This is a genomic window from Staphylococcus sp. FW104-15G4D, from assembly GCF_058790135.1.
In genome coordinates this window covers 1242351-1259867 of sequence record NZ_JBYTCH010000001.1, presented here as the reverse complement: position 1 = coordinate 1259867, position 17517 = coordinate 1242351, and the positions used below count along the sequence as shown (strand labels likewise).

At 31.7% G+C, this 17517-nt stretch carries 19 protein-coding genes, 5 tRNA genes and 1 riboswitch; of the genes, 17 read left to right on the top strand and 7 right to left on the bottom strand.

Annotated elements, in window-relative coordinates:
- The first annotated feature begins 12 nt into the window (after positions 1 to 12).
- The 7 genes from AC3WQX_RS06070 (at position 13) to menC (ending at position 3492) form a co-directional block, all read left to right on the top strand.
- Positions 13 to 88: transfer RNA gene (locus tag AC3WQX_RS06070), tRNA-His, on the top strand.
- A gap of 17 nt (positions 89 to 105) precedes the next feature.
- Positions 106 to 179, top strand: a tRNA-Gly gene (locus AC3WQX_RS06065).
- Between the two features lie 9 nt (positions 180 to 188).
- Positions 189 to 263 (top strand) — tRNA-Asn (locus AC3WQX_RS06060).
- Between the two features lies 1 nt (position 264).
- Positions 265 to 336 (top strand) — tRNA-Glu (locus tag AC3WQX_RS06055).
- A 59-nt stretch (positions 337 to 395) separates the two neighbouring features.
- Positions 396 to 484 (top strand) — tRNA-Ser (locus AC3WQX_RS06050).
- A 606-nt stretch (positions 485 to 1090) separates the two neighbouring features.
- Positions 1091 to 2494, top strand: coding sequence for an o-succinylbenzoate--CoA ligase (gene menE / locus AC3WQX_RS06045; RefSeq protein ID WP_492739915.1), 1404 nt, complete (start codon positions 1091 to 1093; stop codon positions 2492 to 2494).
- Entirely contained in the window at positions 2491 to 3492 is a 1002-nt protein-coding gene (gene menC / locus AC3WQX_RS06040; protein ID WP_023350061.1) for an o-succinylbenzoate synthase, read from the top strand. Before menE ends, menC begins: the two co-directional genes overlap by 4 nt.
- On the opposite strand, the gene yidD is transcribed toward menC, so the two are convergent.
- Positions 3489 to 3737, bottom strand: a complete 249-nt coding sequence (gene yidD, locus AC3WQX_RS06035; protein WP_029625717.1) for a membrane protein insertion efficiency factor YidD — start codon at positions 3735 to 3737, stop codon at positions 3489 to 3491. The two genes, menC and yidD, sit on opposite strands and share 4 nt — an antisense overlap.
- A 70-nt stretch (positions 3738 to 3807) precedes the next feature.
- Here yidD and ytkD point away from each other — a divergent pair, with 70 nt between their 5' ends.
- Both ytkD and AC3WQX_RS06025 read left to right on the top strand, forming a co-directional pair.
- Positions 3808 to 4281, top strand: coding sequence for an RNA deprotection pyrophosphohydrolase (gene ytkD / locus AC3WQX_RS06030; protein WP_023350062.1), 474 nt, complete (start codon positions 3808 to 3810; stop codon positions 4279 to 4281).
- On the top strand, positions 4262 to 5047 hold the full coding sequence (locus tag AC3WQX_RS06025; RefSeq protein WP_023350063.1) for an alpha/beta hydrolase family protein: 786 nt from the start codon (positions 4262 to 4264) through the stop codon (positions 5045 to 5047). Before ytkD ends, AC3WQX_RS06025 begins: the two co-directional genes overlap by 20 nt.
- 77 nt (positions 5048 to 5124) lie before the next feature.
- Here the strand turns inward: AC3WQX_RS06025 and pckA are convergent, their stop codons facing one another.
- Positions 5125 to 6717, bottom strand: coding sequence for a phosphoenolpyruvate carboxykinase (ATP) (pckA, locus tag AC3WQX_RS06020; protein WP_002434740.1), 1593 nt, complete (start codon positions 6715 to 6717; stop codon positions 5125 to 5127).
- Between the two features lie 155 nt (positions 6718 to 6872).
- A riboswitch (SAM riboswitch) is annotated at positions 6873 to 6984 on the top strand.
- A gap of 108 nt (positions 6985 to 7092) precedes the next feature.
- On the opposite strand from pckA, the gene metK reads away from it, so the two are divergent.
- The 3 genes from metK (at position 7093) to AC3WQX_RS06005 (ending at position 10300) form a co-directional block, all read left to right on the top strand.
- Complete coding sequence (gene metK, locus AC3WQX_RS06015) at positions 7093 to 8286, top strand: methionine adenosyltransferase (protein WP_023350065.1); 1194 nt, start codon at positions 7093 to 7095, stop codon at positions 8284 to 8286.
- Between the two features lie 110 nt (positions 8287 to 8396).
- Positions 8397 to 9305: a nuclease-related domain-containing protein gene (locus tag AC3WQX_RS06010; protein WP_002434861.1), complete on the top strand. Its 909-nt coding sequence runs from the start codon at positions 8397 to 8399 to the stop codon at positions 9303 to 9305.
- Between the two features lie 155 nt (positions 9306 to 9460).
- Entirely contained in the window at positions 9461 to 10300 is an 840-nt protein-coding gene (locus tag AC3WQX_RS06005) for an aldo/keto reductase (protein ID WP_002434834.1), read from the top strand.
- Between the two features lie 77 nt (positions 10301 to 10377).
- Here the strand turns inward: AC3WQX_RS06005 and AC3WQX_RS06000 are convergent, their stop codons facing one another.
- Genes AC3WQX_RS06000 through AC3WQX_RS05990 form a run of 3 tightly spaced genes read right to left on the bottom strand, consistent with a single transcriptional unit; the run spans position 10378 to position 11457 of the window.
- Positions 10378 to 10734, bottom strand: a complete 357-nt coding sequence (locus AC3WQX_RS06000; RefSeq protein WP_023350066.1) for a fluoride efflux transporter FluC — start codon at positions 10732 to 10734, stop codon at positions 10378 to 10380.
- Positions 10731 to 11093: a fluoride efflux transporter CrcB gene (gene crcB, locus AC3WQX_RS05995; protein ID WP_023350067.1), complete on the bottom strand. Its 363-nt coding sequence runs from the start codon at positions 11091 to 11093 to the stop codon at positions 10731 to 10733. Before crcB ends, AC3WQX_RS06000 begins: the two co-directional genes overlap by 4 nt.
- Before the next feature lie 55 nt (positions 11094 to 11148).
- Positions 11149 to 11457, bottom strand: coding sequence for a hypothetical protein (locus tag AC3WQX_RS05990; RefSeq protein WP_002434733.1), 309 nt, complete (start codon positions 11455 to 11457; stop codon positions 11149 to 11151).
- A 292-nt stretch (positions 11458 to 11749) separates the two neighbouring features.
- On the opposite strand from AC3WQX_RS05990, the gene AC3WQX_RS05985 reads away from it, so the two are divergent.
- Together AC3WQX_RS05985 and AC3WQX_RS05980 are read left to right on the top strand one after the other, a co-directional pair.
- Positions 11750 to 12463: a transaldolase gene (locus tag AC3WQX_RS05985; RefSeq protein WP_002434689.1), complete on the top strand. Its 714-nt coding sequence runs from the start codon at positions 11750 to 11752 to the stop codon at positions 12461 to 12463.
- A 155-nt stretch (positions 12464 to 12618) separates the two neighbouring features.
- Positions 12619 to 13062, top strand: a complete 444-nt coding sequence (locus AC3WQX_RS05980) for a hypothetical protein (protein WP_023350068.1) — start codon at positions 12619 to 12621, stop codon at positions 13060 to 13062.
- Here the strand turns inward: AC3WQX_RS05980 and AC3WQX_RS05975 are convergent.
- Entirely contained in the window at positions 13049 to 13492 is a 444-nt protein-coding gene (locus tag AC3WQX_RS05975) for a competence protein ComK (protein WP_002434754.1), read from the bottom strand. The two genes, AC3WQX_RS05980 and AC3WQX_RS05975, sit on opposite strands and share 14 nt — an antisense overlap.
- 19 nt (positions 13493 to 13511) lie before the next feature.
- On the bottom strand, positions 13512 to 13982 hold the full coding sequence (locus AC3WQX_RS05970; RefSeq protein ID WP_023350069.1) for a sigma-70 family RNA polymerase sigma factor: 471 nt from the start codon (positions 13980 to 13982) through the stop codon (positions 13512 to 13514).
- A 208-nt stretch (positions 13983 to 14190) separates the two neighbouring features.
- Here AC3WQX_RS05970 and AC3WQX_RS05965 point away from each other — a divergent pair, with 208 nt between their 5' ends.
- The 3 genes from AC3WQX_RS05965 to AC3WQX_RS05955 all read left to right on the top strand — a co-directional run bounded on the left by AC3WQX_RS05965 (position 14191) and on the right by AC3WQX_RS05955 (position 17382).
- Positions 14191 to 14409 carry a hypothetical protein gene (locus tag AC3WQX_RS05965; protein WP_002434817.1) on the top strand — a complete coding sequence of 73 codons (219 nt, stop codon included), beginning with the start codon at positions 14191 to 14193 and terminating at the stop codon, positions 14407 to 14409.
- A gap of 315 nt (positions 14410 to 14724) precedes the next feature.
- Positions 14725 to 15576 (top strand): peptidoglycan release complex glucosaminidase SagB, encoded by an 852-nt coding sequence (sagB, locus tag AC3WQX_RS05960; RefSeq protein ID WP_002434844.1) that lies wholly within the window; start codon positions 14725 to 14727, stop codon positions 15574 to 15576.
- A 315-nt stretch (positions 15577 to 15891) separates the two neighbouring features.
- Entirely contained in the window at positions 15892 to 17382 is a 1491-nt protein-coding gene (locus AC3WQX_RS05955) for an FAD/NAD(P)-binding protein (RefSeq protein ID WP_023350071.1), read from the top strand.
- The last annotated feature ends 135 nt before the right edge of the window (positions 17383 to 17517 follow it).

Below are 17517 nucleotides of genomic sequence, written 5' to 3'. Positions count from 1 at the left end.
TCGCTATTTTTGGCGGTTGTGGCGAAGTGGTTAACGCATCGGATTGTGGTTCCGACATTCGAGGGTTCGATTCCCTTCAACCGCCCCATAATCGTATTATACTACGCGGGTGTAGTTTAATGGCAAAACCTCAGCCTTCCAAGCTGATGTTGTGGGTTCGATTCCCATCACCCGCTCCATTTTATTAATCCACAGTAGCTCAGTGGTAGAGCTATCGGCTGTTAACCGATCGGTCGTAGGTTCGAATCCTACCTGTGGAGCCATGGCTCCTTGGTCAAGCGGTTAAGACACCGCCCTTTCACGGCGGTAACACGGGTTCGAGTCCCGTAGGAGTCATACAAACAGAAGTGAAATATCGCTTCTGTTTTTTTATATCTTAAATAAAATTCAATAGTGGAGAGTTGTCCGAGTTGGCCGAAGGAGCACGCCTGGAAAGTGTGTAGGCGTCACAAGCGTCTCGAGGGTTCGAATCCCTCACTCTCCGTACAAACGCGCTTATAATGGTTTAAATCCATTATAAGCGTTAATTTTTTGCATTCTTTTAAATCCTTATGTATCAACACTTTGGATGTGTTTTGTAAAATTCTACTTCTGAATAGTTTTTATTCATTTTAAATTTTTAGTCAAATTGTGACTATGAGTATGATAATTAAGCTTTATTATAGTCACAACATTTTCTAATTTAGTCTCAAGAAAATCTCATTTAAATATTTAACTACTTCTTAATCTTCTTTGTTCTCAAATTCTTTTATTAAGAATCACTTTCTGTGGCGACAGGAAACATCATTTCTTATCTTTATTAAAATACATCATTGTTATAACAAGCGAGTAAACAAAAAGAAAAATCATTACAAACGTTACCATATATGAGTTCCTCCTTTTATCTGTATGAATTTATTTTAATTATATATTTATATATTAATTAAACATAGTAAATCTTATTTAATATTATAACATTTATAAAGGTATAATTAATATATGCTTATCAAAAATAACATGTTAACCCCTTATATATTTTAAGCTAAAGTACTGATAATTATGCAGTGAATCGTTATAATGAGTATTGTATTTAATTTTGGAGGAATGCGTTGTGGGTTATTGGTTAAAAGAACAATCACAATTAAATAAAGATAAAATTGCAGTGGCCACTGATGAACAATCGTTAACGTTTAGTGAGCTGTATGAGAAGGCTTATGATTTGGCACGCTACATTCAGTCACTTCATAAGAAAAGAGTAGGTTTATTTATTAAAAATGATTTAGATTCGGTCATACTTATACATGCTTGCTGGATTGCTCAAATCGAAATAGCGATGCTTAACACGCGTTTAACTGAGCAAGAAATGAGAAATCAGATGAAATCAGTTCGTGTTGATACCATATTACATACGATGCCTCTAACAATGGAGGATTTTAAATTATACAACATTGAAGGTCTTAGAAATTTAACACCTCAACAACTCCAATCTAAACAATTCAATTTAGAAGATATTGCATCTATCATGTTCACTTCTGGAACGACAGGCCCACAGAAAGCTGTGCCACAAACGTTCCATAATCATTTAGCAAGTGCTACAGGTTGTAAACAAAGTTTAGGTTTTGATCAACATACAAAGTGGCTATCAGTTTTACCTATTTATCATATTTCTGGTCTGAGCGTTATTTTAAGATCAGTCATTGAGGGATTCACAGTTCGCTTAGTTGGTAAATTTAATACTGATAAGATGCTTCATATTATTAAAGATGAAAACATGACGCATGTCTCACTTGTTCCTCAAACATTAAAATGGTTGATGGATGGTGGTCTTACACAACCATTCTCAATAGAAAAAATTTTACTTGGAGGAGCAAAACTCTCTTCTAATCTGATAGAGCAAGCACTTGCCAATCAGTTACCGATTTATAACTCTTTCGGTATGACAGAAACATGTTCGCAATTTCTAACAGCTTCACCTGAATTGTTAGCTCAAAAACATGATACAGTCGGTAAACCGAGTGACAATGTAAAAGTAAAAATTAAGAATCCTAATCAAGATGGTCACGGTGAACTTCTTATCAAAGGTGAAAATGTGATGAATGGTTACTTGTATCCTGAGAATTTGACAAAGACATTTGAAGATGGCTTTTTCAAAACTGGAGATATTGCTGAGATAGATGAAGAAGGTTTCGTAATGGTTTATGATCGTCGTAAAGATTTAATTATAAGTGGGGGAGAGAACATTTATCCATACCAAATAGAAACAGTTGCTAAACAATTTAATGAAATTTCTGATGCAGTATGTGTAGGTGTTGCTGATGATACTTGGGGACAAATTCCTGTGCTTTATTTTGTTTCTGAAAATGAAGTCAATAGAGAAGAATTGTTAAACCATTTTCAACAGAATTTAGCAAAATATAAAGTGCCTAAAGCCTTCTATCAAGTAAAGAATTTACCGTATACTTCTACAGGAAAACTGCAACGTAGCAAAGTAACATATGAAGGAAATCAATTATGATTATTAAAGCTATTCATTTATACACGTATAAACAACCTTTCAAATCTCCCATTATTACACCTAAAGTTAAACTTTATGAACGTGAAAGTTTAATTGTTGAAATTTTAACCCGAGATAATCAATCTTTTTATGGTGAGTGTAATGCGTTTACTACGAATTGGTATGATGATGAAACGATAGATATAGCAGTTCATACGCTCAATGAGTGGATACCTCAGCTTATTGACAAAGAATTTAATTCATTTAGAGAGTGGTCTGTTTATTTAGAGCAACTTGAGGAGACCCCAGCGACTCGTTCAGCTATCGTTATGGCAGTTTATCAAATGTATCATGAGTTATCATCTTTCTCAGTAACCTATGGTGCGACAATAAGTGGTTTAACAAATGAACAGTTACATAAGCTTTATGAAACACAGCCACGTCGTGTTAAACTTAAGTGGTCTTCACAACTTGTTGAAGATATCAATGCTATACATCAAAATGATATTCATTGTGATTTAGCACTTGATGCGAATGAATCGCTGAATGTTGAATCATTTTCAAAGATTAGTGAGGTTAATCAAGCGAATATCATATATATTGAAGAACCGTTTAAATCATTAGAGAATTTAAATGCAATGAATGTGAGCGAATATCCACCTATAGCTATCGATGAGAAGGCGACTTCTATCAAAGATATTGTTTCAATTATTGAAAAATTTCCTATTCAATTAGTTGTTTTAAAGCCGTATAGATTAGGTGGTATTGATAAAGTTTTAGAGGCAATAGATATTTTAAAAGAAAAAAATATTAAATTTGTAGTCGGTGGCATGTATGAATTTGGATTAAGTAGATATTTTACAGCAATGTTAGCTAAAGAGGGAGATTATCCAGGTGATGTTACACCTTCCGGATATTACTTTGAAGGTGATTTAGTGAGAGATTCAGGCATTTTAAAAGAGGGAATGATTCATTTTATTCCCCCTAAAGTACAAAAAACTAAACTAACAAAACTTTAATGTTTATGTTCTGATGTCGATTGTTTATCTTTTTTTAATGGTACTGGATCGAAGCCACCTTTATGAAATGGATGACACTTCAAAATGCGGCGTATACCTAAATAAAGCCCTTTAAATGCACCATGATATTGGATTGCTTCTCTCGTATATTCCGAACATGTTGGATAAAATCGACAAGTAGGTGGTGTCAACGGTGATATGAATCGTTGATAAAATACAACTAGCGCTAGAAAAATCTTTTTTATCATGGTATTGCGCCTCCAACAAATTATTTAATAGATTTATTTTAACATAGTAAGAGGGGATGTGTGGATTGTGGAGTTTCGTGATAAAGACAATCGAACGGTCACTTTAAATTTTAAAACGAATAAGGATACGCCTAGTGGTAATCACGTACTCACGATTCCAATATATAATCATCAACTCTTATTTACTCGACACAAAGTTCGTGGAGTTGAATTCCCTGGGGGTAAAGTTGAGTCCGGTGAAACACCATTAGATGCGGTTTTAAGGGAATTATATGAAGAGACAGGCGCAGTTGCTGAGAAATGTATTTATATTGCGCAATATAAAGTGAACACAAATGATCATAGTACATTTCTTAAAGATGTATTTTTCATTGAAGTAAGTCATTTCATTGAAACTTCAACTTATTATGAGACAAATGGTCCATGTCTATTTGAAAATGTTTCCAACATACCTACGGATAAGCAAAGTTTTTTAATACAAGATGCGACGATATTGAAATGTTTAGAAAGGGTGAGAGCGCTTGGATTTTACAAAAATTAAGAAAATGCCAATCGACGCTCATACGCATCATTTTGATGAAGTAACCTATAAAGTAGATGGATTAAATGTCAAAGCTTTAATGATGACACCAGTAGACCAAAATGTAATTCAACGTATAGTTATATATCTTCGCGGTGGAAAAGGACAAGTAGGTCGTGTAAGAGCTGCAAGATTAATGCAGTTTGCAAATGAACATACGATAGTTATAGGGCCATATTATAGAGGTAATAACGGTAGTGAAGGTAAAGATGAATTTTATCGAGGAGATTTGAATGATGTAACACAATTAATTCGACTTTTACATGATAAGTATCCCTCAGCATATATTCATATGATAGGATTCTCACGTGGTGGACTACAAGGTTTATTAACCTTTCAAGACTTACCTGTAAATAGCTTCATCATATGGGGAGGCGTCTCAGATATTCATTTAATGTATGAGGAACGTGTTGATTTAAGAGGGATGTTAAGACGAATGGTGGGCCATCCTAAAAAAGATAAAGACGCTTATGAACAAAGAAACGCGATGAAAACCATTGATTCTACCAGCCCTCCTATATTAATTGTTCATGGAGGTAAAGATAAGCAAGTTGGCATTCACCAAGCTTATGATTTAGAAGAAAAGTTGACAGCTAAGAGGGTGTACTACGAAACGTTTTATCAACTAGATGAAGGTCATGTGCCACGACCTCCAGCAATGAAAGAAACATTATCTAAAATTCAACAATGGATGACCAATATTGAAGAAACTAAAAATAATTTGTGATAACAAATTTTAAATCAAGATAGAGATATATTAAAAAGGGTGAGACAAACGTCTCACCCTTTATTAATTGGAAATATTTATTTATTGAATGCACCTTTTTCAGCAATGTGTTCTACTTCTGAACCAAACTTTTTAAAGTTTTCCTCAAATTGATTAATTAAGTCTTGAGCTTGTTCATGATATTTATTTGCATCACTCCAAGCGTTCACTGGGTCTAAAATAGTTTTTGGCACATCTTTAATTTCAACTGGGATATTTAAACCAAATGTTTCATCTTTTTTATATTCAGCATCTTTTAACTTTCCTGAAATAGCTTGGTTTACCATCTGACGCGTATAGTGTAAGCTGATTCGGCGTCCTACACCATATTTTCCACCAGTCCATCCTGTATTAACTAAATAAACGTCAACATCATGTTTATCGATTAATTCACCTAATAAATCAGCGTAAACAGTTGGATTTAATGGTAAGAATGGTGCTCCAAAACATGTTGAGAACGATGGTTCAGGCTCAGTTACTCCACGTTCTGTACCGGCTAACTTAGAAGTGAATCCACTTAAGAAATGATACATTGCTTGATCTTTGGTTAGTTTGGAAATAGGAGGGATCACACCAAAGGCATCAGCAGTTAAGAAAATAATTGTATTAGGATGAGCTGCTTTTGAAGGCAACACGATATTATCAATATGTTCGATAGGGTAAGCAGCACGAGTGTTTTCAGTGAATTTATTGTCATCGAAGTCTACTGTACCATCCTCTTTTACGACTGTGTTCTCTAGTATAGTGCCGTATTTAATTGCATCATAAATTTGAGGTTCTTTTTCTTTAGAGAGGTTGATTGCTTTGGCATAGCATCCACCTTCAATGTTAAATACACCATTTTTGTTCCAGCCATGTTCATCATCCCCAATAAGTTTTCGTTCTGGATCAGCTGAAAGGGTTGTTTTACCAGTGCCTGATAGTCCAAAGAATAAAGCGACATCACCTTTTTCACCTACATTAGCTGAACAATGCATGCTCATGATATCTTGCATTGGTAAAAGATAATTCATTACTGAGAAAATACCTTTTTTCATTTCTCCAGCATATTCAGTGCCACCAATTAAAATGACTTTGTGCTTGAAAGAAATGATGACAAATGTTTCTGATTTAGTGCCATCTACTTCTGGATCAGCTTTAAAGTGAGGTGCTGATACAATTGTGAAATTAGGTTTGATATTTTTAGCTTCATCTTTAGATTCTGGACGAATAAACATATTGTGCGCGAATAAATTATGCCAAGCCAATTCATTAATCACAGTTAATTTTAAACGTGAATCTTTGTCGCTTCCTGCATAACCATTAAATACGTATAATTCATCTTTTTTACCTAAATAATCTAGAACTTTATTATAAAGTTTTAAAAAAGTTTCCTCATCAATAGGTTGGTTAATGTCTCCCCAATCGACATTATCTCTATAAGAAGGTTCAGTTACGATAAATTTATCTTTAGGTGAGCGCCCCGTATATTTCCCAGTACTTGCATTCACTGCACCTAATTCAGTTAATTTCCCTTCATTATTATCTAAAATTTTATTGTATAGCTGAGTTGTTGAGAGTTGAAATTGTGTTGATGGTTTCTCTAGTAAATTTTTTATTTTTATTGTTTCTGTGTATGTGTCTACTGACATACTCAATCCCTCCAAAGCAATAGTAGTTATGTAAGCCTTTACATTTAAATAGTATAACACATTAATTTTATTAATCCACCGTTAACATAAGCATTTAACGAAAATCATAAATTGACATTGAACCTTGAATTCGGTACTATTATTCTTAACGGATTCTCTTATCCTGAGTGGTGGAGGGACATGGACCCAATGAAACCCAGCAACCTCTTTTATGATAAAGAAAGGTGCCAAACCGTTTGCAGACATATATCGTCTGAACGATAAGAGCGAATGGACGTTTAAGGGCCTTCTCTCTATCTTGATAGTGATGAAGGCTCTTTTATTTAGCTCTCAAATAAAAGAGAATTTTCGTAATTTATATTAAAGGAGCAAAACATGACTTATAATAAACGATTATTTACTTCAGAATCAGTAACTGAAGGTCATCCCGATAAAATTGCAGATCAGGTATCTGATGCAATTCTAGACGAAATTTTAAAAGACGACCCAAATGCGCGTGTCGCATGTGAGACAACAGTAACGACTGGTATGGCGCTTATTTCTGGTGAAATTTCAACATCAACGTATGTTGATATACCTAAAGTAGTGCGTGAGACAATTAAAAATATTGGTTATACAAGAGCGAAATATGGTTATGATTTCCAAACTATGGCAGTTTTAACCGCTATTGATGAACAATCTCCAGACATCGCACAAGGTGTTGATAAAGCGCTAGAATACCGTAATGAAATTTCAGAAGAAGAAATAGAAGCGACTGGTGCAGGAGATCAAGGGTTAATGTTTGGGTATGCCACTAATGAAACAGATACGTATATGCCATTACCAATTTTCTTATCACATCAACTTGCTAAACGTTTATCTGATGTGCGTAAAGATGAAATTTTAGATTATTTACGTCCTGATGGAAAAGTACAAGTAACAGTTGAATATGATGAGAACGATCAACCTAAACGTATAGATACAATTGTTGTATCTACTCAACATGCTGAAGATGTTGAATTGGAACAAATTGAAGCAGATATTAAAAAACATGTCATTTACCCTACAGTATCAGATGATTTATTAGATGCTGATACTAAATTCTTTATTAACCCTACAGGTCGTTTTGTTATCGGAGGACCACAAGGGGATGCAGGATTAACTGGGCGTAAAATCATTGTTGATACTTACGGCGGTTATGCACGTCATGGTGGCGGTTGCTTCAGTGGTAAAGACCCAACTAAAGTTGATCGCTCAGCTGCTTATGCTGCACGTTATGTTGCTAAAAATATAGTAGCCGCGGAGTTAGCTGATCAATGTGAAGTGCAATTAGCCTATGCCATTGGTGTGGCTGAGCCAGTATCTATTTCAATTGATACTTTTGGTACTGGTAAAGTTTCAGAAGCTAAACTAGTTGAAGCGGTTAGAAATAATTTTGACTTAAGACCAGCTGGAATCATTAAAATGTTAGATTTAAAACATCCTATTTACAAACAAACTGCTGCATACGGTCATTTTGGCCGTACTGATGTTTTACTTCCTTGGGAAAAATTAGACAAAGTTAATTTACTTAAAGATGCGGTCGAATGATAACCATAGCTTTCAAAATTAAGAGAAATAAATATTAATTAAATGTCGAAAAATTGATTTTTTTCTATTATAATGAGAGTTATTGAAATGGTTAAAGGAGCGTTGTTGTGATGAGTTTATCTTCACCGATAGTTATAGGCTTAATCGTTGCAATTATTGTGGCAATTCTTTTCTTTATTCTCTTTTTAGTAGCGAATCACAGTAAAAAGAAAATTAAAAACCAAACAGAAGCCCAATATAAAGAAAAAGAGCAACATATGAAAGAATCTCATGAAGAAGCCTTAGAAAAAGAAAGAGTTGAAAATAAAAAGGCTGTCACAAAACAAAAAGAAGATTTTGATGCGACAGTAAGCAGTAAAGATAGAGAAATTGATGCATTAAAACTATTTTCTAAAAATCATAGTGAATATGTAACAGATATGAGATTGATTGGTATTCGTGAACGTCTTGTTAATGAGAAGAGAATTCGTCCTGAAGATATGCACATTATGGCAAATATCTTCCTACCAAGTAATGAATTTAATAATATCGAACGCATCAGTCATCTTGTTTTAACTAGAACTGGTTTATATATCATTGATTCTCAACTTTTAAAAGGTCATGTGTATAATGGTATTAGTGGTGCTCAGTTCAAAGAGTTACCAACAATGTCTCAAGTATTCCAAACACTTGATTTAGATGAATCTACACCTCAAACATTAGTATTAGATCAAAATGAAGATCAACAATCTTTATCATTTGTTAATTATTCTGAGAAGATTAAACATATTCAAAATCTTGCAGGTGATTTACAAAGTGAATTAAACACTAAATATACACCAACTTCAATTTTGTATTTTAATCCTAAAAATGATGGAGATGTTACAATTTCTAATTATAATCAGGCTTCTAATGTTAAGGTTCTAGTTGGGCCTGAACAACTCGATGAATTCTTTAATAAATTTGTATTCCATGGACGTATTCAATATAACGTGGACGAGTTACAAACTATTATGGATAAAATAGAGTCTTTTAATTAATTAATACAAACGTAAGAAAATGATTTTCTTACGTTTGTATTTTTTTATTTGAACAGGGTATAGAAATCTGAAGAGAGAAAATCATATTAATATTTTTACAGTTAGATTGAATCGTAATATGATAGACACTAAAGCATAGATGAGGAGTGAATATGATGGAAACAGTTCAATTTTATAATGGTAGAGAGATGCCTAAAGTAGGTTTGGGGACATATAGAGTTGAGAATAGTGATCAATGTAAAGATGCTGTTAAACATGCTATTGAAAATGGTTATAGAAGTATAGATACAGCCAAAATATATGGTAATGAAGAAATGGTTGGTCAAGGGATAAAAGAAGGACTAGCTTCTACAGGTTTACAACGTGACGATTTATTTATAACTTCTAAATTATGGTTAGAAGATTATGGTCGTAATAATGTTGCACAAGCTTATGAAACAACCATTCATAAATTAGGTTTAGATTACTTGGATTTATATTTAATGCATTGGCCTGGAACAAATGAAGCAGTCATGATTGATACATGGCAGGGAATGGAAGATTTATACAAAGATAATAAAGTTAAAAACATCGGTGTAAGTAATTTTACTCCTGAAAATTTTGAAGCTTTACTCGCTCAGGTATCTATAAAACCTGTTATCAATCAAGTTGAATTTCATCCATATTTAATTCAAAAAGACTTACGTAAATATTTAGAAGCACAAAGCATCGTTATGGAATCTTGGTCTCCGTTAATGAATGCTAAAATTTTAGAAGATGAAACTATCAACGAAGTCGCAAATGAGATAGGTAAATCACCTGCACAAGTGATTATAAGATGGAATGTTCAACATGGGGTAGTTGTTATTCCTAAGTCAGTGACGCCGCATCGTATAGAAGAAAATTTAAATGTATTTGATTTTGAACTTTCTGATGCTCAGATGGAGAAAATTGATAGTTTAAATAAAGATGAAAGAATGGGACCGCATCCTGCCGAGTATAACGGGCATAAATAATAATGATTATAAAAAAGCACTCTGATACATGTATCAGAGTGCTTTTACTATGGTCTTTTTTAAAATAGTCAACAGTATTAAAGATGAAATCCTATATAACAAGCTATAAATCCAATTAAAAATTGCAGTAGTGAATATCCTATAAAATGACCTAGTTTAAAATTGGGTGTCATGAAATGAACTAATTCATTTGTAAGTGTAGAGAAAGTAGTTAATCCGCCTAGAACTCCTGTTATAAAAAAAGGTGATATCCAGTCATTTGAAATTGAAGAACCCAATGTTATCCCGCCTAGAAAACTACCTAAAATATTAACTATTGAAGTTGCTATAGGAATAGCAGAATTGAATTTTTCATTACATATATTTGTTATAAACGCTCTAATTACAGCGCCTAAACCTCCACCTAACATAACAAGAAGGATAGCTAACTTCATAATTGACCTCCTATTTTAACTCCTAAGTAACAGAAAATGATACCTAGGATGTAACTTGTCAGTCCATATATGATAAGCATCATAAAATTGTGATGATCAAATAATTGGACGAGTTCGAATTGAAAAGTGGAGAAAGTCGTCAAGGCGCCTATAAACCCTGTTGTTATTGCTTTTTTAACTAGAGGGTACTTTTTAAATAGGGTAATTGTCAAAGTGCCAATTAGTCCCATTAAAAAAGCACCTAAAAGATTGACTATAAAGGTGCCTAAGGGGAATCCCGAACTATCATTAAGCGTTGAAAAAGCGTAACGTAGTAATGCACCCAAAGCGCCACCAATAAATATATATATGTACTGCATGGGATTAACACCTCATTAACGTTTTAACATTTTAATTTTATTTTGTTACGTTTGATTAATTAAATATAAAACCAAATGTGTGTAGTGATGAAAGAATGTGTATCACAATAACTATAAATATAATTAAAGGTAGAAGTTTACTTGCTACTTTTATCCAATCTTTACTTTCTCTTGAATATTTAATTGATTTATCCGCAAAAATAATAGATAAAATTAAGATAATAATATTTACTATTGATGTAGCAACCATTAATTTCATAAATGAGCCTAAAATATGACTCAATAAAGAATTGTTAGTATTAAAGAAAAAACTAACAATAATCATAAGTATACTTAAGTAAAAGTATTTCTTAGAACGTGCCATACGTTGCCTCCTTGATTTACATCATTACAATATACTATCACATTTTATGAATATGAGAATAGTAAAAATAATTTGATCATTATTATAAAGATTAATGTCTCTTTTTAAACAGCGATTTTAAGGCATATCATTCGCTTGTCTGAACGGTGCATGTTATAAATATCTTATAAAGTTTTAATAATAACACGTGAAAGCTATAATTCTATTATAATTATAAATATACATACATATCTTGTTTTAAAATACTTATGAATTATCGTATTGAACGTATTGAGTTAAGGAGGAACAACAAATGACGAAGTTAAATGTAGAAGTATTTGCAGATGGCGCTGATATTGAGGAAATGAAAGCTGCTTATAATAATAAGTATGTTGATGGTTTTACTACTAATCCTAGTTTAATGGCTAAAGCAGGGGTGACTGATTATAAAGCATTTGCTGAAGAAGTAGTTAAAGCAATTCCAGATGCATCTATTTCTTTTGAAGTTTTTGCGGATGATTTAGAAACTATGGAAAAGGAAGCTGAAATCCTTAAACAATATGGTGATAATGTTTTTGTAAAAATACCTATTGTAACAACAACAGGGGAATCAACGCTTCCCTTAATTAAAAAATTATCAGCTGATAATGTGAGATTAAATGTTACAGCAGTTTATACCATTGAACAAGTTAGAGATATTACAAATGCTGTTACTGAAGGCGTACCTACATATGTTTCAGTGTTTGCTGGTCGAATAGCTGACACTGGTGTAGATCCACTACCTTTAATGAAGGAATCTGTTGAAGTTACTCATAGTAAAAAAGGTGTTAAGTTACTTTGGGCAAGTTGTCGCGAAGTGATTAATGTTATTCAAGCTGATGAAATAGGTGCAGATATCATCACATGTCCAGCTGATGTGGTCAAAAAAGTTAATTCAAATTTGGGTCGTAATATTGAAGAACTCTCAATTGACACAGTTAAAGGTTTCGCTAAAGATATTCAAAGCTCAGGTCTTTCTATCTTGTAAAGCTTAATTGTAGTTAATTTATAAAAGCAATCGATGAAGAAATAACACTTCATCGATTGCTTTTTCATTGAAGATTTTTAAGAGTGATTGCAACAGTATGATAAATAATTTATGATTTATAGTAATTATTAGATTTGAGGAGCGTACTCCAATTTATGGACAAAAAGACGTTTAAAGAAAAGGTTCAAAAACAATTATGGTTTTTAAATAAAAAAGAAAAAGAACAATTGAATAAAAAGCTAAGTCAGTTAGATAGTGAAGATAATGTAGATTTTAATAAACCCATTCAGTTTTCTAATCGTTATCTCAAAAATCATATATACGAGCATAAAAGTACTACTTCAGGTAAAACCTTTATATTACTATTTAGTATTGTTGTAACATATGCTTTATTACTTGGATTATTTTTAACAGGTTTGATAACAAGTTTAACTTCAGTTCATTACTTTATTAATCCTAAAGTTGAATTATCTAGTTTATTAGTAATTATCATTTTAATAGCAGCAATCTGTATAATGATATTGAGCCTTTATTTAATTAAAATAATTACAGCATTATTTACAAAAAAATTACTAGAATTAAAATTTAATAAGCGCTAGTCTTTTCAATGATTTGAGCAAGAGTTAAACTTTCTTGCCATTTTTTGGATACCAGTGTATAGGGGATTTCAGTACGAAGTAGAGTCGTATTGTCGAAAATGATAATAGTAGAATCTACAGAAGAGTGAATTCCAATAATTTTACGTGCGTTAATAAAATATTTTATTGATGCACGTTTTTGTGTTAGTGGGAATAAAATTGTATCTCGATTGATATAGATAGGTATTAGTTTATTTATATTTAGTAATCTTTTAGCTTTTGACGATTGCACTTGTAATGAAGTGTGATTCAACTCAAGTAGATAGTGAATCATTTTCTGTGGTGTAAAGGGGACAGTGATATGATAGTCAGAGTATTGTATACGTGTTTCTGTCTCATTAGATATAGCAGTTTTTAAATAAAGTAAATGTCTCGTTGAATAAGTAGTCATGTTGTTCATTCCTTCATGGTTATTTAAGATTATTTAAACATTTTTGTTTAGTGGAGTTTTTAATTTTCTTTATAGAAGTTAGAGATAAATTCATGTGCTGGGCTATCTCATATTGTTTAAAGCCTTGAATATGAAGACGCAGCCATTGCGCTTCTTGTGGTTTGAGTTGATCAGAGAAGTCTTCTAACACTAAGTTAAAATCATTGAGGAGAATTGTAGAATCATAAGAATTGTGAAGATGGGCATCAAGAGTGATTTGATTGGATCTATTATTTTCTTTCCTAAAATGGTCTATTAAATGATATTTCAATCTCGTGAAGAGGTATGTACTTATCGAGGTTGATTTTTGTTCATCGTAATTTAGAGAGAGTTGCCACATTTTAATAAGTAAGAGTTGATAAAATTCATCATAATTATAAGTGATGTGATAGTGATTTAACAAATAATGAATAATTTTATTATAGTTTTTATAAACTTCTTCAAATTCCAAAATATGCACTCCTATTTATGTACATAAATATTATTTCCGGATAAAAAGAAGATAACTTACTTTATAAAAATTATCATTTGCGTAATTTTCCAATAAGGTGTTAAATAGTAAGCATAGACTTATTAAAACTCAAATAAAAAAGCATAAAATTGACATTAAAATGATAATTCAACATAAATAAATTTGGTATGCACTAAGGGAGGTTAATATGGATTACGCACACTTAAATTTAGAGCACTTTTTCGCACGTAACGATGATTTAGACGTAATTAGAGATCGTTCTGATTTCGTCATGATAAATAATTTTACTAATGAAATGAAGTATCGTGATGGTGAAATTGAAGGGACAATTGATTTAAATCAGTATTATTATAAAAATCGTTCACAAGCGGCTAGTTTTGTTATGATGGAATATAAAAAGTCTTAATTCATATAATATAAAAATCGAGGTTGCTTATCATCATTTAACGTTTTTTCTCATGATTAATACCCTTAATAATAGAGATTTATTGCTAGTTTTACGTTCTATTATTAGATGTAGACACTCATTTATTATCGAGTAATAAAAAATGATGAAGAAGTGAAACCTCTATTTTTATTTTTTAGTTTCATTTTTATTACTATTTATTTATGAATTTGTAACATTACCAATATAAAATTGTGAATCTGAATTAATAATGTTAAACTTTATTATCGTAATGAAACTGAATAGTTTAACAACAATGACCTAAGAGGTGTGACTATGATTAAGCACAAAAAGGGCTCTATCTTAGCTATTATAGGATTGCTAATAGTATTTGTTGTTGCTGCTGTTATTTTCTTTTCAATGATCTCTGATCAAATATTCTTTAAACATGTAAAGTCAGAAAAGAAAGTAATTAAAATCGATAAAACTCTAGATAAAGCAGCAAAGAAACAAATACATAACTATACGAGTCAACAGGTATCTAATAAAAATAATGATTCATGGCGTGATGCATCAGATGCTGAAATTAAAACAGCTATGGATAGTAGTGAATTCATTGATAATGATAAACAAAAATATCAATTTTTAGATTTATCAAAATATCAAGGTATAGATAAAAACAGAATTAAACGTATTTTATTTGATAGACCAGTATTATTAGAACATACTGATGACTTTTTAAATGCAGCTAAAGCTAAACATGTTAATGAAGTTTATCTCATCTCTCATGCGCTTTTAGAGACAGGTTCAGCTAAAAGTGAATTGTCTAAAGGTGTAGAAATCGACGGCAAAAAATATTATAACTTTTATGGTGTAGGTGCATTAGACAGTGATCCTGTTAAAACAGGTGCAGAATACGCTAAGAAACATGGTTGGGATACTCCACAGAAAGCTATATATGGTGGTGCTGATTTCATTCACAAACATTTCTTATCTCATGAAGATCAAGACACGCTGTATAGTATGAGATGGAACCCTAAGAATCCTGGTGAACATCAATATGCAACAGATATTAAATGGGCTGAAAGTAATGCAAGCATTATTGCAGATTTCTACAAGAACATGAAGACTGAAGGTAAATACTTTAAATTATATGTATACAAAGATGATAAAGAACATCAAAAATAGAATTTAAAAAAAGCATCGCTATTTTGAGAATTTTCTCGATAGCGATGCTTTTTTTGTGAGTAGTGCAAAAGTTTATAGAGGGTTTAATTTAAGTTATTTTGCTTTATTTTTACTGGATAACCATGTGAACAGAATGATAAATACAATTAATATTTTTGTTAGTAGTTTCATTATTTCACCTCGACAAAATGATTTTAGCATATCTATATAAGATTAAAAGTAATTAGTAAAGGATATGTTTATAAGGTATATATTTTTTAAGCTTTCACATTAATTGGTATAATAACTGAATACATAAATAGAAGGATGATGAATATGCGTGTGGCAATAATCGGTATGGGAACAGCTGGTGTCAGTGTTTTACGACAACTTGTTAAACATGAAGATTTTTCCAAACTTAAAGTGGATGTGTACGACGATGCAAAAAATATGGGGCAAGGTGTACCATTTCAGAATGACAGTAGTGAATTATTAATAAATATGCCCTCAAAAAAAATGAGTTTAAATCTAGATGATGATGAAGAATTTTGGAAATGGTATCAACAACAAACCGAATTTGATTTTCCTAATCCACAGTACTTACCAAGGTTTGTTTTTGGACATTATATGAAGTCACATCTTTCTCGATACGACCAACAATACGAGAATCTAACAATTATTAATGATAAAGTTCAGGAAATCTTTACTAACTCAAATGTGGATGATACAAAGTTAAAGTATTATGTATGTACATGTGAAGATGATAAAGAATGGCGAGAATATGATTATTTATTTTTAACGTTTGGTACGTTTAGTTATCACGATCCTTATCATTTGAAAGGTAAAAAAGGATACATCCAAACACCATATCCAACATATAATACATTAGATCATGTAGATGATTCAGATAGGATTGCTATTATAGGTACTGGGTTAGCGAGTTTAGATGCAGTGAGATATGTTGCTGCACATCATCCTAATTTGCCGATAACAATGACAAGTCGTTCAGCCTCTTTACCTAGTGTAAGAGGTAAAATGATAGATATACAATTTACTCATTTAACTAAAGATCATTTTAATGGAATTAAGGAAAATAATTACGGTAATGTGCCTATAGATAAGGCAGTTGCTTTGTTTTTAAAAGAGTGTGAGGATTATGAAATTGATTTTCAAAGATTAGTGAATAGAAGAACTGGTCACCATATTAAAGATTTACAATTTGATTTAAATAATGAAACAGAAATGGGAGTATTTCAAAGTATCATTGAGCATTTGAAAGAGAATTTAGATTGGATTTGGAATAGTTTAAGTTTAAGAGATCAAGAATTATTTAATCAAAAATACTCAAAAATGATTCAATTAAATTCAAACCCTATGCCTCCTAGAACTGCAAAGTTACTTATACAGTTAATTGAAGAAGGATATCTTGAAATAAAGAAAGATTTAGAAGATATTCAACATGACAATAATCAATTTTATTTAAAATTTAATAATGAAGATCAAGAAACTGAATTATTTGATGTAGTGATTAATGCAACAGGATCTAAAACACACCTCGGACAATTAGATGAAGATGATCAATTGATGTTAAATCTTGAAAATCGTCAAATTGTACAAAGACATCCTATGGGTGGCATTCAAATTATTCCTGAAACCAATCAAGTCATTAGTCCAAGATATGGTACGTTGACGAACGTCATTGCCATTGGTCAAATGACAAATGGTGTTAACAAATTACGTAATGGTGTGAAGATGATTGTTGATCAAGTAGTGAATACAGTATCTCACTTATATTTGACGCAAAAAGAAATGGAAAAAAATAGGTAAATTATCGACTAACGGATAAAATTCCACTAATAAATAAAATTTGATTGATGCTATTAAATTGAGTTTTGAAATCAATTATAGTAAGATTTTATTTGTAGTTATTAACTACATCACTCAATTAACCAATAACAATTT

Bases quoted from the DNA above. Each gene is read 5' to 3' on its own strand.
- menC (WP_023350061.1), top strand. From the start codon at position 2,491: ATGATTATTAAAGCTATTCATTTATACACGTATAAACAACCTTTCAAA.
- pckA (WP_002434740.1), bottom strand. From the start codon at position 6,717: ATGTCAGTAGACACATACACAGAAACAATAAAAATAAAAAATTTACTA.
- metK (WP_023350065.1), top strand. From the start codon at position 7,093: ATGACTTATAATAAACGATTATTTACTTCAGAATCAGTAACTGAAGGT.
- AC3WQX_RS06010 (WP_002434861.1), top strand. From the start codon at position 8,397: ATGAGTTTATCTTCACCGATAGTTATAGGCTTAATCGTTGCAATTATT.
- AC3WQX_RS06005 (WP_002434834.1), top strand. From the start codon at position 9,461: ATGGAAACAGTTCAATTTTATAATGGTAGAGAGATGCCTAAAGTAGGT.
- AC3WQX_RS06000 (WP_023350066.1), bottom strand. From the start codon at position 10,734: ATGAAGTTAGCTATCCTTCTTGTTATGTTAGGTGGAGGTTTAGGCGCT.
- crcB (WP_023350067.1), bottom strand. From the start codon at position 11,093: ATGCAGTACATATATATATTTATTGGTGGCGCTTTGGGTGCATTACTA.
- AC3WQX_RS05990 (WP_002434733.1), bottom strand. From the start codon at position 11,457: ATGGCACGTTCTAAGAAATACTTTTACTTAAGTATACTTATGATTATT.
- AC3WQX_RS05985 (WP_002434689.1), top strand. From the start codon at position 11,750: ATGACGAAGTTAAATGTAGAAGTATTTGCAGATGGCGCTGATATTGAG.
- AC3WQX_RS05980 (WP_023350068.1), top strand. From the start codon at position 12,619: ATGGACAAAAAGACGTTTAAAGAAAAGGTTCAAAAACAATTATGGTTT.
- AC3WQX_RS05975 (WP_002434754.1), bottom strand. From the start codon at position 13,492: ATGACTACTTATTCAACGAGACATTTACTTTATTTAAAAACTGCTATA.
- AC3WQX_RS05965 (WP_002434817.1), top strand. From the start codon at position 14,191: ATGGATTACGCACACTTAAATTTAGAGCACTTTTTCGCACGTAACGAT.
- sagB (WP_002434844.1), top strand. From the start codon at position 14,725: ATGATTAAGCACAAAAAGGGCTCTATCTTAGCTATTATAGGATTGCTA.
- AC3WQX_RS05955 (WP_023350071.1), top strand. From the start codon at position 15,892: ATGCGTGTGGCAATAATCGGTATGGGAACAGCTGGTGTCAGTGTTTTA.